This is a genomic window from Glycomyces lechevalierae, assembly GCF_027622945.1.
Taxonomy (GTDB): Bacteria; Actinomycetota; Actinomycetes; order Mycobacteriales; family Micromonosporaceae; genus Glycomyces; species Glycomyces rutgersensis.
On sequence record NZ_JAPZVQ010000027.1, the window covers coordinates 14034 to 26718 of the forward strand.

Here is a 12685-nt window from a genome sequence, read left to right on the forward strand (position 1 = left end):
CGAAACCGTCACCCGAGGCGGTGAACCGTCCTGAAAGGGGGCGGTTCGCCCGATCCCGTGGCACTCTTGGGGGGTGATCGTCGCCGTGGGCATAGACGTAGTGGCAGTGGACCGGTTCGAGCGCGTCCTCGAACGGACCCCGCACGTCGCCGAGAAACTCTTCACCGAGGCCGAACGGCGCACCCCCGACGGGCACGCCCGCCGCACCGAATCCCTCGCCGCCCGCTTCGCCGCCAAGGAAGCCGTGGCCAAAGCACTCGGCGCGCCCGGCGGCATGCACTGGGCCGACTGCCAAGTGCTCTCCCTCCCCGACGGCCGCCCCACACTGACCATCACCGGAACGGTGGCGGCCGCGGCACAGCAGCGTGGCGTCTCGCGCTGGCACGTGTCGCTGTCGCATGATGGCGGTATCGCTACAGCGGTGGTGATCGCCGAAACGGCATGACGGCCGAACAGGCCTGAGAGGGAACACCATGGACGGTGCCTGGTCAGCAGCGGCGGTCCGCCGCGCCGAAGCCCAGTTGATGGCCCAGCTCCCGCCGGGCACCCTCATGCAGCGCGCCGCCGCCGGACTCGCCACCGAATGCGCGCGCATCCTGAAGCGCCGCAACGGAGGCGTCTACGGCACCACCGTCATCGTCCTCGCCGGCCCCGGCGACAACGGCGGCGACGCGCTCTTCGCCGCCGCCCGCCTCGCCCGCCGCGGCGTCCGCGTCTTCGCCGTCCCCGTCATGGGCGAACGCGTCCACCCCGTCGCCGCCGCCGCACTCACCAGGGCCGGAGGACGACTCGTCGCCAACCCGCCCCGCCACTGCCACCTCCTCCTCGACGGCGTCCTCGGCATCGGCGGCAGGCCCGGCCTCCCCGGCCGCGCCATCGACCGCCTCGCCGCCATCGACGCCGACACGATCGTCGCCGTCGACGTGCCCTCCGGAGTCGACGTCGACACCGGCGCCGTCCCCGCCAGCGCCGTCACCGCCGACGTCACCGTCGCCTTCGGCTCCCGCAAGCCCTGCCACGTCCTCGGCCGCGCCGCCCTGCTGGTGGGCCGACTCGTCCTGGTGGACATCGGACTCGGCCCCCACCTCGACCCGCACCCGGCCGTGCGCGTCGCCGGCGACGACGACCTCGCCGCCTGGTGGCACGCGCCCGGCCCGGACGACGACAAGTACACGCGCGGCGTCGTGGGCGTCGCCGCCGGCTCCGAGCGGTACCCGGGCGCGGCCGTGCTCTCGACCTCGGGCGCGCTGGCCGGGCCCTCGGGGTACGTGCGGTACGCCGGGACGGCCGCGGAGCAGGTGCGGCGGCGGCACCCGGAAGTGGTGTGCACGCAGGAGGTCAAGGAGGCCGGGCGCGTGCAGGCCTGGCTCGCCGGGCCCGGTTTCGGGACCGATGAGGCCGCGCTCGCGGAGCTGCGGCACGTGCTCGAATCGCCTGCGCCCGTGGTGCTCGACGCGGACGCGCTGACGCTCATCGGCGAGTACCCGTCGGTGCTCTCGCAGCGGGAGGCGCCGGTGGTGCTCACGCCGCACGACCGCGAGTACGAGCGGCTGTACGGGTCCCCGCCCGCGGAGGACCGGGGCGCGGCGGCGGCGGTGCTCGCGAAGCGGTTGAACTGCACGGTGCTGCTGAAGGGGCATCACACGGTGGTCGCCTCGAGCGACGGGGAGGTGTGGGCGAACCCGACGGGCCGCCCGCAGTTGGCGACGGCCGGTTCGGGAGACGTGCTCGCGGGGTTCATGGCCTCCCTGCTCGCCTCGGGCATGTCCGGCGTGCGCGCGGCGGTCGCCGCCGCCTACCTGCACGGCAGGGCGGGCGGCATCGCCGGTGCGGGCCACCGCACGGTCACGGCCTCGGACATCGCGAAGGCCCTCCCGCAGGCGGTGGGCCAGACCCTGTCAGCAGCCGACACGCCCGGGAAGCGCCGCTGACCGGAAACGGTGTCGTACCCCGCTGTCAGGGTTGTTGTCGGGGGACCATCGATGTCCGTTTTGTGTAGACGCTCCGTTCACGTTGTGTCGTAACGTGATCGGCGGTGTCCGTGGCGGCCCGTACGGTTGCAATGGGGGTCCCCGGGTGTCCGTTCTGCCCGGGACCCTCCGTTCGCATTCGCTCTCGGCGGTGCCGGCGAGCCGTCGATCGGCGGAGTGCTACCAGTCCTCGCCCGCGCGCATGATCTTCGACGGCGCGAGTCCGGTCTCGTCCAGCAGGTACGTCCGCATCGCCTCGAGGCCCGGCGAGTACACGTGGAGGCTCACCGCCGGGGCGTCGGAGAGGTTGCGCATGCCGTGCACCGTGCGGTCGTCGACCACCGAGACGTCGCCCGCGGCGAGGCGCTTGCGTTGCAGGCCGGGGAAGTCGCCCGGCTGGACCGTGAACTCGGCGAGCTCGCCCGACACGACCGCGACGGCCGCGGCGGCGGGGCGGTCGACGCCGCCGTGGTCGTGGAGGTCGGTGCCCTGGCCGGGGAGCCAGGCGAGCAGCCAGGCCTCGTGGCCCGGCCCGGCGAGGACGCGGCGGGCCCAGCGGCTGCCCTTGGTGAAGCGCGGGCTGAGTGTGAGGTTCCCGGCGTAGAACGCGGCGAGCGCTTCGAGGCGGTCGGCGGCGAGGGAGGCGGGCGGCAGCAGCAGGCTGGAGCTCATCTGGGTGGATCGTCTTTCGATGTGTCGGAACGGTTGTCGGCGGAGGAGCGCCGAGCGGCACGGGGCGGCTCAGCGCTGGTGACAGCGGCGACAGCGACACATCGGGAAGGTCATGCGGGCAATGGTACACATTCCCAGGCAACTCACAGCCGCGACACACCATCGGTGGAACCCCCGTTACGCTGCGAATTTGTCACGGCCGGGGTCTTCCCGCCCGAAAAGCCGCGCGCTAGGCTCATGTCTGGCCTCCCGGCGGCGCGCGTGCGCCGTGCATCCGACGGGCGGCCCCGTGCGTGTCTTGAGTGCACCCCCGTCATCCCATCCCGAAGGAGCGCCCTCCTCGTGAAGCAGTCGCCTGTTCGACGCAAGTGGTTGTCCGCAGCTCTCATCGGAGGCCTCCTGGTCTCCGGAGCCGGCACCGGCCCCGCCTGGGCCCAGCGCGGCACCGACGAGATCAACGACGAGATCGACGCGGCCGACGAGGACCTCGGCGCCGCGGTCGAGGCCTACAACCAGAAGGCCCAAGAGGTCGACGACAACCGCGAGATGATCGAGGACGCCCAGGCCGACCTGGACGTGGCCGAGGAGAACCTCGACGCCCTGCGCGACCAGCTCGCCGACTACATCGGCGAGACCTATGTGGAGCAGGGGATCGGCGACACGGCGCTGCTGCTGGAATCGGGCACGCCGGACGCGTTCGTGGAGCGCCTCGACCGCCTGAACTCGGCGAACCTCTACAACTTCGACCTCATGGAGGAGCTCCGGACCGCCTCCGACGAGTACACGGCCCAGGTCGCGCTCCTCCAGGACCTCCAGACCGACCTGGAGGCCGAGGAGGCGGAGCTCGAGAAGACCGCCGACGAGCTCACCGCGCGCATGTCCGACCTCGAAGAGGAGTGGGCGACCGCCGCGGGCGAAGAGGTCCCCGGGTTCGACGAGTACGACCTGCCGTACATGACCGAGGACCAGCTGGCCGTCGTCGACTTCGCGCTGAGCCAGCGCGGCGAGCCCTACGTGTGGGGCGCGGCGGGTCCGGGCTCCTGGGACTGCTCGGGCCTCATGCTCGGCGCGTACTCGCAGATCGGGATCGACCTGCCGCACAACGCGGCCGCGCAGTGGAACACGGTCGCGCACATCAGCCGCGACGAGCTGCAGCCGGGCGACTTCGTCTTCTACAACGACCTGGCGCACGTGGGCATGTACATCGGCAACGGCCTGATCGTGCACGCCCCCAACTCGACCACGGTCGTGAAGGTCGTGGAGCTCGACCACGGCAACGTCTACTACGGCGCGGGCACGCTCCTGCACTAGGACTTGGAGGAGGAGGCCCCGCGAGCGCGCTCGCGGGGCCTTTCCCTTTGTCCTGCTTGGCTGTCGTGCCTAGCTCGGGTCGCAGCGGACCACGAGGATGGCGATGTCGTCGCGGGGCGACTCGGGGGAGAACGCCTCGACGGATTCGAGGAGGGCCGTGGCGATCTGCCTGGCGCCCTTGCCCGCCGCGTCCCGTACGGCGCGTTCGATGCGCTCGTGGCCGTACATGGCGGCGCCGTCGCGGCGCTCGGTGACGCCGTCGGTGAAGAACACGAGGGCGTCCCCGGCGTCGAGGCGCACCTCTTCGGGGTTGACCTTGACGTCCGGGAAGAGGCCGACGGCGGTGCCTTCGCGGCCGACCCAGGCGGTCTCGCCGTCGGCGCGGAGCAGCAGCGGCTTCTCGTGGCCGGAGAGGCAGAGGGTGGCGTTGAGCGAGCCGTCGGCGCCGCGGTCGAGGAGCGCGGAGGCGATGGTGGCGTAGCGCATGTCGCCGGGCTGTTCGAGGAGCGTGGCGTTGAGGAGTTCGAGGGCGCGAGGGAGCGGGCGGCCGTCGCGGGCCATGACCCGCAGGACGTCCCGGACGACGCCGGTGACGGCCGCGGCCTGGGCGCCCTTGCCGCACACGTCGCCGATGGCGACCCACAGGCGGTGGTCGGCGAGTTCGGTCGCGTCGTAGAAGTCGCCGCCGACCTCGGTGCCGGACGCCGGGCCGGGGCCGGACCCGGGGAGGCGGCGGGCGGTGGCGGGCAGGTACTCGGCGGCGAAGGACACGCCGGCGACGTCCGGGAGCGAGCCGGGCATGAGCGCGGCCTGCAGCTCGTTGGCGACGGCCTGGCGCTCGGCGTGGATGCGGGCGTTGTCGAGGGCGAGCGCGCTGCGTTTGGCGAGGTCGGCGACGACGGCGCGCTCCTCTGAGGAGTGCTGGCGTTCGACGTGCTTGCCGACGGTGAGGACGCCGATGGTGGCGCCGCGCGCGGAGAGCGGGACGGCGATGCCGTCGAGGCCGCGGGGGACGGGCAGTTCCATGCCGGTCCAGCCGTCGGTGGCGAGCGCGGCGGCGAGGGCCGGGGCGGCTGCGTCGAGTTTGCCGCGGAGGTGCTCGAGTTCGGCTTCCTCTGCGTGCGTGAGGGACGCGAGGCGGAGGTCGCCGCCGTCGCCGGTGAGGTGGACGGCGGCCCAGCGGCCGAGCTGGGGGACGATGAGCTGCGGGATGAGCGCGACGGTGAGGTGCTCTTCGAGGGAGTGGGCGAGGAGCTCGCCGGCTTCGGCGAGGTAGGTGAGCCAGCCGGAGCGGCGCTGCTCGTCGGTGCGCATCCGGTCGATCTGGATGGCGAGCGCGATGCGCTCGGCGACGAGTTCGGCGAGGGGCCGCCAGTTCGGCTCGGCTTGGCCGGCGAGCATGAGCTTGCCGCAGGCGGGGGCGGTGAGCGGGAGCGGGACGGCGACTGCGACGGTGCCGACGTCCCCGAACTTGGCGAGGATCTGCGCGCCGGCGCCGTCCCCGGCGTCGTATTCGATGGCGCCGCCGGCGGCGGCGGTGGCGTCGTGGCAGCGGGCGAGGAGCTCGGTGACGATCTGGTCGACCGGCAGCCGCGACTGGATCGCGGGGGCGACGGTGAGGAGCGCGGCGAGCTGGCCGAGGTCGGGCAGGTGGGCCTCGACGGCGGCGTCCGGGTCGGGGCGGGTGGCCGGGCGGGCGTCGGGGTCGCGGTCGATGCGGAACCAGATCGACTTGCCGGTCTGGTCGTGCGTGGTGCCCCAGGAGGACGCGAAGCGGTCGACGAGGAGGAGGCCGCGGCCGCCTTCGGCGGTGACCTCCGGCATGGCGGTGTCCATCGGGTCGATGCCGCCGGAGCGGTAGTCGGTGACGGTGACGCGCACGCCGATCGGGTCGGCGGCGACCGTGAGGTTGATGTCGGTGCCGGCGTGGACGACGCCGTTGGTCGCGAGTTCCGTGGTGAGCAGCAGGGTCTCGTCGAGCAGCTCGGTGAGCCCGGCCTCGGTGAGCACCGCGCGGACGGCGGCGCGCGCGGCGGCGGGGGAGCGGTCGTCGGCCGGGAGCCGGAGGCGCCGGGCGAACCTCTCGGGGTACGTCACGGGCCCCAGTCTATGCCGCTGCGCCGCGTCCCCGGGGGACCGTGCCGCCGCGCCGCCGCCCTCCTCAGGAGTGCAACCGGTCGCCTTGCGGCGCAGAGGAACGCGAAGCGGCGGCCGCCCGGGTGGGCGGCCGCCGCTCAGGCGGAGTCGATCCGTGCGCTCTCGTACGTCACCGGATCCCTATGTCGCTACTCCCAGGTGCCCGCGGTCTTGCGGCGGCGGAGCATGAAGAACACGACGGCCCCGGCGAGCAGCGCGGCGGCGGCCGAGCTGATCAGGATGATCGAGGAGTTGCCGGTGGTGGGCAGCTGGCCGCCGCCGGTGCCCGGCTGGTCGGCGGTGGGGACGTCGGGGAGGGCCTGGCCGGCCTCGAAGTAGAACGTCCCGAAGCCGTACCACCAGTCGCCCTCGGTGGGCTCGATCTCGGTGAGGCCGAGCTGGTTGTCGGACTCGAGGTCGTAGACGCCTTCGGCGAGGATCTCGTCGAGGGTGGCGTCGTCGACGTCGACCGCGTAGTACGGGGCGGCGTCGTTGTCGTCGACCTCGTCGATGATGTCGAAGTACAGCGGGCCGTCAAGGCCGTAGGTCGTGTCGGACTCGCCCTCGAAGCCGGTGACCACGCAGGTCACGCCCCACTCCCAGACGTTGCAGTTGTCGTAGGGGGCGTAGGCCCAGGCGTGGTAGGTGAGCTCCCACTCCTCGCCGTTCTCGATGCTCTCGAGCGAGGTCGAGTCGTTGAAGACGAGGACCGTGGCGGCGACGTCTTCGGGGTTCTCGGGGGCTTCCTCGATGTAGAACTCGGGGTGGGCCTCGACGGTCTCGCCGTTGTCCGCGTTCTGCAGGACCTCGTCGACGTAGATGTACGAGTAGAAGGAACCGAAGTCCTCTTCGTCCTCTTCACCGAGCTCGGGGAGCTCCTCGTCGGGGACCTCGGTCTCGGGGACCTCTTCGAGGTTCGGGTCCTTGTCCTCGACGACCTCGGAGTTCTCGCCCGGGTTCTCCTCGGCGGGGGCCTCTTCGGTGGCGCCCGGGGTGGGGGTCTCGGTCGTCTCGGCCGCCGGGGTCTCGGTGGTCTCGGCCGCGGGGGTGGTGGCCTCCTCCGTCGTCTCGCCGTCGTTCTGGGCGAAGGCGGGGGCGCCGACCGCGAGCGTGAGGGCCGCCGCGGCCCCGGCCGCGGCGATGCGCAGACCGGTCTTGTTGAGGGTGGACATGCGTCTCCTATGAAGATCTTCGAATGGGGGGGTGCGGCGCCCTCGCGGCCTCCACTGATCGATCAACTCGCCGCGGGAGCGCTGCGATAGATCACACGCACCACAGGAGACGACGGTTGCGAGCTTCTGTCAGTTTTCTTTCGATAACGTGCCGTGACCGAGCACAATGCCTTGAGTAACCTGCCTTCACGTTTGACCGGTTCGTGTGACAACCTGGTACCCAAGCCTGTCTCCGCTGCTGAGGAACCATGCCATGACGGACACCGTTTCCCGTACCGCGAGCTCGACCGACGAGTCGGACCTGCTCCGCAGCCTGGCCGATGCGCTCGGCGCTGTCGAGCGGGGCGACTTCTCGGTGCGGCTGCCGCGCGGCGAGGGGCTGGCCGGGGAGGTCGTCGACCGGTTCAACGCCGTGGTCGAGCAGGCCGACCGGCAGACCCGCGACCTCGCGCTCATCGCCCGCGCCGTCGGGCAGGAGGGCTCCTGGAACCACCGGCTCGTGATCGAGCATCTGGACGGCGGCTGGTCGGAGGGCGCCGCGAGCGTCAACCGCCTGGTCGAGGAGTTGGTGCGGCCCACGATCGAACTCGGCCGCGTGCTCGAGGCCGTCGCGGCCGGCGACCTCACGCAGGAGGCCGTGCTCGAGATCGAGGGCAAGCAGCTCCGCGGCGAGTTCCGCCGCCTCGGCGAGACCGTGAACCAGATGGTCGGGCTCCTGCGTTCCTTCGCCGGCGAGGTCACGCGCGTGGCCCGCGAGGTCGGCACCGAAGGCCAGCTCGGCGGGCAGGCCGACGTGCAGGGCGTCTCCGGCACCTGGCGGTCGCTGACCGACGCCGTGAACACCATGGCCTCGAACCTGACCGAGCAGGTCCGCTCGATCTCCACCGTGACCCAGGCGATCGCCGCCGGTGACCTCAACCAGAAGATCACCGTCAAGGCCTCCGGCGAGATCGCCGAGCTCGCCGACACCATCAACTCCCTCACCGCGACGCTGCAGGTCTTCGCGGGCGAGGTCACGCGTGTCGCCCGCGAGGTCGGCACCGAGGGCCGCCTCGGCGGCCAAGCCGAGGTGCCCGCCGTCTCCGGCACCTGGAAGGACCTCACCGACTCGGTGAACGACATGGCCGCGAGCCTCACCGACCAGGTGCGCGACATCGCGAAGGTCACCAGCGCCGTCGCGCGCGGCGACCTGACGCAGAAGATCGCCGTGCCCGCGCAGGGCGAGATCCTCGAAGTGAAGACGACCGTGAACACGATGGTCGACCAGCTCTCGTCATTCGCGGACGAGGTCACGCGTGTCGCCCGCGAGGTCGGCACCGAGGGCCGCCTCGGTGGCCAGGCGCAGGTGTTCGGCGTCTCGGGCACGTGGCGCGACCTGACCCAGAACGTGAACCAGCTCGCGACGAACCTCACCGAGCAGGTGCGCTCGATCTCCACGGTGACCGCCGCCGTCGCCCGCGGCGACCTGACGCAGAAGATCGCCGTCGACGCGCAGGGCGAGATCCTCGAAGTGAAGACGACCGTGAACACGATGGTCGACCAGCTCTCGTCATTCGCGGACGAGGTCACGCGCGTCGCCCGGGAGGTCGGCAGCGAAGGCCGCCTCGGCGGCCAGGCGAACGTCCAGGGCGTCTCGGGCACCTGGAAGGACCTCACCGAGAACGTGAACCTGATGGCGTCCAACCTGACCGCCCAGGTCCGCAACATCTCGTCCGTGGCCACCGCGGTCGCCACCGGCGACCTCTCGCGTCAGATCACCGTCGATGCGCGCGGCGAGATGCTGGAGCTCAAGACGACGATGAACTCGATGGTCGCGCAGCTCTCCCAGTTCGCGGACGAGGTCACGCGTGTGGCCCGCGAAGTGGGCACGGACGGCCGCCTCGGCGGCCAGGCGAACGTCCAGGGCGTCTCCGGCATCTGGGAGGCGCTCACGGACAACGTGAACTCCATGGCGTCCAACCTGACCGCCCAGGTCCGCAACATCTCGTCCGTCGCCACGGCGGTCGCGCGAGGCGATCTCAACCGGCAGATCACCGTGGACGCGCAAGGCGAGATGCTCGAGCTGAAGACCACGATGAACACGATGGTCGCGCAGCTCTCCCAGTTCGCCGACGAGGTCACCCGTGTCGCCCGCGAGGTCGGCACGGACGGCGTCCTCGGCGGCCAGGCGAACGTGCAGGGCGTCTCGGGCACCTGGAAGGACCTCACGGAGAACGTCAACTCGATGGCCTCCAGCCTCACCAGCCAGGTCCGCGACATCGCGTCCGTCACGACCGCGGTCGCCCGAGGCGACCTGACGCAGAAGGTCACCGTCGACGTCCAAGGCGAGATGCTCGAGCTCAAGACCACCGTGAACACCATGGTCGAGCAGCTCTCCAGCTTCGCCACGGAGGTCACCCGAGTCGCCCGCGAGGTGGGCGTCGAGGGCAACCTCGGCGGCCAGGCCGAGGTCGCCGGCGTCTCCGGCACCTGGCTCGCCCTCACCCGCAACGTCAACTCGCTCGCCGCGACGCTCACACTGCAGCTGCGCGCGATCGCGAACGTCGCGCACGCGGTGGCCCGAGGCGACCTCACCCAGTCCGTCGACTTCGAGGCCGCAGGCGAGATCGCCGACCTCACCGAGTCGATCAACCAGATGATCACCGCCCTGCGCGACAAGACCCGGCAGAACACCGACGCGGACTGGCTCAACTCGAACCTCGCCCGCATCTCCTCGCTCCTCCAGGGCCGCAGGGGGGTCGAAGAGGTCACCCGCATGGTCCTCGACGAGGTCACGCCGCTCATCGACGCGCAGACCTCGACGTTCTACGTCCGCCACGAGGACGTCTCCGGGCACGTCACGTACCGGCTCAACGCCGTCTACGGGCACCCGAACCCGGGCGAGAAGAAGCTCATCGAGGACAACGAGGGCATGGTCGGCCAGGCCGCCGCGTCCAAGCGCACCATCCACCTGCACGACATCCCCGAGGGCTACCTCGAGATCTCCTCGGGTCTCGGCCAGGCCACCCCGACCGACCTGATCATCCTGCCCGTGCAATTCGGCGACAAGGTGCGCGGCGTCATCGAGTTCGCCTCGTTCAACACCTACTCCGGGCTCCACAAGCGGTTCCTCGACGCGCTCGCCCCGAACGTCGGCGTCACCCTCGCCACCATCGAGGGCAACGCCCGCACCGAGGTCCTGCTGCGCGAGTCCCAGCGCATGGCCCAGGAGCTGCGCGCCCAGTCGAACCGGCTGCAGGAGACCAACGTCGAGCTCGAGGAGAAGGCCCAGCTCCTCTCCGCCCAGAACAAGGCGATCGAGCTGAAGAACGAAGAGGTCGAGACCGCCCGCAAGGACATCGAGGAGAAGGCCGAGCAGCTCGCCCAGGCCTCCAAGTACAAGTCCGAGTTCCTCGCGAACGTCTCGCACGAGCTGCGCACGCCGCTGAACTCGCTGCTGCTGCTCGCGCGGCTCCTCTCCGAGAACTCGGACGGGAACCTCAGCGAACGACAGATCGAGTTCGCCCGCACCATCTACAACGCGGGCACCGACCTGCTCACCCTCATCGACGACATCCTCGACCTGTCGAAGATCGAGGCCGGCCGCATGGACGTCTCCGTGCACCCGGTCGACCTCGCGGAGATCCTCGGCGACATCGAGGCGGCCTTCCGGCCGCAGGCCGAGGACAAGGGCCTCGACTTCAAGGTCGACGTCGGTCCCGGTGTGCCGCAGCTGATGCAGACGGACGGCCAGAAGTTCCAGCAGGTCCTGCGGAACCTCCTGTCGAACGCCGTGAAGTTCACGCGTGTCGGGTCGGTGACCCTCGCGGTGCGGCGGGTCCCCGCCGACCTGCGGTTCGACGCCCCGCACCTGAACGCCGCCGGCGAGCGGCTCGCGTTCAGCGTCATCGACACCGGCATCGGCGTCGCGGAAGGCAAGAAGGGCATCATCTTCGAGCCGTTCCAGCAGGCCGACGGCACGACGAGGCGCACGTTCGGCGGCACGGGCCTCGGGCTCTCCATCTCGAAGTCCCTGTCGCTCATGCTCGGCGGCGACGTGTACATCGAGCACACCGGCGACGCCGGCTCGAAGTTCACCTTCGCCGTCCCGGTCGAGATCGACGCCGACGGCGATTACACGCCGATCCACGCCGAGATCCCGGCCGTGCGCGAGCCCTCCCCGGGGATCCTCACGGGCGCACCGGAGACGCCCTCGTCCTCGGCCGCGGCCCAGCACCTCGAAGGCGCGACGGTCCTCATCGTGGACGACGACATCCGCAACGTCTTCGCGCTCACGGCCGCGCTCGAGCTCCACGGGATCGACGTGCATTACGCCGAGAACGGCGCCGACGGGATCGACGCGCTCCAGCACCACCCGGGGATCGACATCGTGCTGATGGACTCGATGATGCCCGGCATGGACGGCAACGAGACCACGCGCGTGATCCGGCGGATGCCGCAGTTCCAGGACCTGCCGATCGTGTTCCTCACGGCGCAGGCGCTCGCGGAGCAGCGCGAGAAGTCAGTCGAGGCCGGCGCGAGCGCGTACCTGACGAAGCCCGTCGACCTCGACCTGCTGCTCGACACCATGTCGCAGTGGATCGTGACCGGGCCGCAGGGCAACGGGCGCCACGCTGCGCGAGGCGGCGCACACGAGACGGCCCCCGGCGGCGGCGGGACGGCGTCCGAACGGGACAATGGCGGACCGACCGTTGGAGGCACTTCATGAGCACCGCCCGCGTCCTGCTCGTTGACGACCGTTCCGAGAACCTCCTCGCCCTCGAAGCCATTCTCCAAGGGCTGCCGGTGAACACGATCGCGGTCACGTCCGGCGAGGAGGCCCTGAAGCGGCTCCTCTCGGAGGACTACGCGGCGATCCTGCTCGACGCGCAGATGCCCGGCATGGACGGGTTCGAGACCGCGCGGCACATCAAGCAGCGCGAGAAGACGCGCCACACCCCGATCATCTTCCTCACCGCGGCCGACCGCGACGCGCATCTGGCGATGCGCGGGTACTCCGTGGGCGCGGTCGACTACATCACGAAGCCGTTCGACCCGTGGATGCTGCGCACCAAGGTGAAGGTCTTCATCGACCTGTGGGCGCAGGGCCAGGCCCTGCGCCAGACGTCGGAGCGCACCCGGGACCTGCGCGAACGCGAAGGACTCCTGACCCACCGGCTCGACCAGGTCCGCGACGCGCTCGTCGCCTGGCAGGAAGGCCGCGACGCCGACCCGGAGATCGACCGCATCCTGGGCCTGCTCGAGCCGGGGCAGGCGTAGCGGCACGCTGAAGAGGTTCGACCGCCGATTGGGCCCCCAGTTCAAACCCTGACGCACAGGTGTGACAGCGCCGAGCCGCTGCGTGTTCGAAAGGCAAGCGCGACAAGGTTTCGCGTTCTATCCGCCGCGGGGGCTCCTGCTTTCGGGGGAAACCGGTTAGGGTTG

General features: G+C 71.0%; 8 protein-coding genes. 5 read left to right on the top strand and 3 right to left on the bottom strand.

The features are described 5' to 3' along the window. Nucleotides 1-73: 73 nt before the first annotated feature. Nucleotides 74-445 carry a holo-ACP synthase gene (locus tag O2L01_RS25190; protein ID WP_270124812.1) on the top strand — a complete coding sequence of 124 codons (372 nt, stop codon included), beginning with the start codon at nt 74-76 and terminating at the stop codon, nt 443-445. A 28-nt stretch (nt 446-473) separates the two neighbouring features. Next, nucleotides 474-1931 carry an NAD(P)H-hydrate dehydratase gene (locus O2L01_RS25195; RefSeq protein WP_270124813.1) on the top strand — a complete coding sequence of 486 codons (1458 nt, stop codon included), beginning with the start codon at nt 474-476 and terminating at the stop codon, nt 1929-1931. A gap of 219 nt (nt 1932-2150) precedes the next feature. On the opposite strand, the gene O2L01_RS25200 is transcribed toward O2L01_RS25195, so the two are convergent. Then, the gene (locus O2L01_RS25200) at nt 2151-2642 is read right to left on the bottom strand and encodes a cysteine dioxygenase (RefSeq protein WP_270124814.1); all 492 of its coding nucleotides are present in this window, start codon (nt 2640-2642) and stop codon (nt 2151-2153) included. A 342-nt stretch (nt 2643-2984) separates the two neighbouring features. Here O2L01_RS25200 and O2L01_RS25205 point away from each other — a divergent pair, with 342 nt between their 5' ends. Then, complete coding sequence (locus tag O2L01_RS25205) at nt 2985-3953, top strand: C40 family peptidase (protein ID WP_270124815.1); 969 nt, start codon at nt 2985-2987, stop codon at nt 3951-3953. Nucleotides 3954-4022: 69 nt separating this feature from the next. Here the strand turns inward: O2L01_RS25205 and O2L01_RS25210 are convergent, their stop codons facing one another. Then, a complete protein-coding gene (locus O2L01_RS25210) occupies nt 4023-6050 on the bottom strand; it encodes a SpoIIE family protein phosphatase (RefSeq protein ID WP_270124816.1) in 2028 nt (675 codons plus the stop codon). Nucleotides 6051-6238: 188 nt separating this feature from the next. Then, complete coding sequence (locus tag O2L01_RS25215) at nt 6239-7261, bottom strand: LPXTG cell wall anchor domain-containing protein (RefSeq protein WP_270124817.1); 1023 nt, start codon at nt 7259-7261, stop codon at nt 6239-6241. Nucleotides 7262-7514: 253 nt separating this feature from the next. Between O2L01_RS25215 and O2L01_RS25220 the strand changes: the two genes are divergently transcribed. Both O2L01_RS25220 and O2L01_RS25225 read left to right on the top strand, forming a co-directional pair. Next, nucleotides 7515-11969: a HAMP domain-containing protein gene (locus O2L01_RS25220; protein ID WP_270124818.1), complete on the top strand. Its 4455-nt coding sequence runs from the start codon at nt 7515-7517 to the stop codon at nt 11967-11969. Further along, nucleotides 11966-12520 (top strand): response regulator, encoded by a 555-nt coding sequence (locus O2L01_RS25225; protein ID WP_270124819.1) that lies wholly within the window; start codon nt 11966-11968, stop codon nt 12518-12520. Before O2L01_RS25220 ends, O2L01_RS25225 begins: the two co-directional genes overlap by 4 nt. The last annotated feature ends 165 nt before the right edge of the window (nt 12521-12685 follow it).

What these genes read in the sequence shown, in the direction of transcription:
- O2L01_RS25195 (WP_270124813.1), top strand. Translation starts at nt 474, where the DNA reads ATGGACGGTGCCTGGTCAGCAGCGGCGGTCCGCCGCGCCGAAGCCCAG.
- O2L01_RS25200 (WP_270124814.1), bottom strand. Translation starts at nt 2,642, where the DNA reads ATGAGCTCCAGCCTGCTGCTGCCGCCCGCCTCCCTCGCCGCCGACCGC.
- O2L01_RS25215 (WP_270124817.1), bottom strand. Translation starts at nt 7,261, where the DNA reads ATGTCCACCCTCAACAAGACCGGTCTGCGCATCGCCGCGGCCGGGGCC.
- O2L01_RS25220 (WP_270124818.1), top strand. Translation starts at nt 7,515, where the DNA reads ATGACGGACACCGTTTCCCGTACCGCGAGCTCGACCGACGAGTCGGAC.
- O2L01_RS25225 (WP_270124819.1), top strand. Translation starts at nt 11,966, where the DNA reads ATGAGCACCGCCCGCGTCCTGCTCGTTGACGACCGTTCCGAGAACCTC.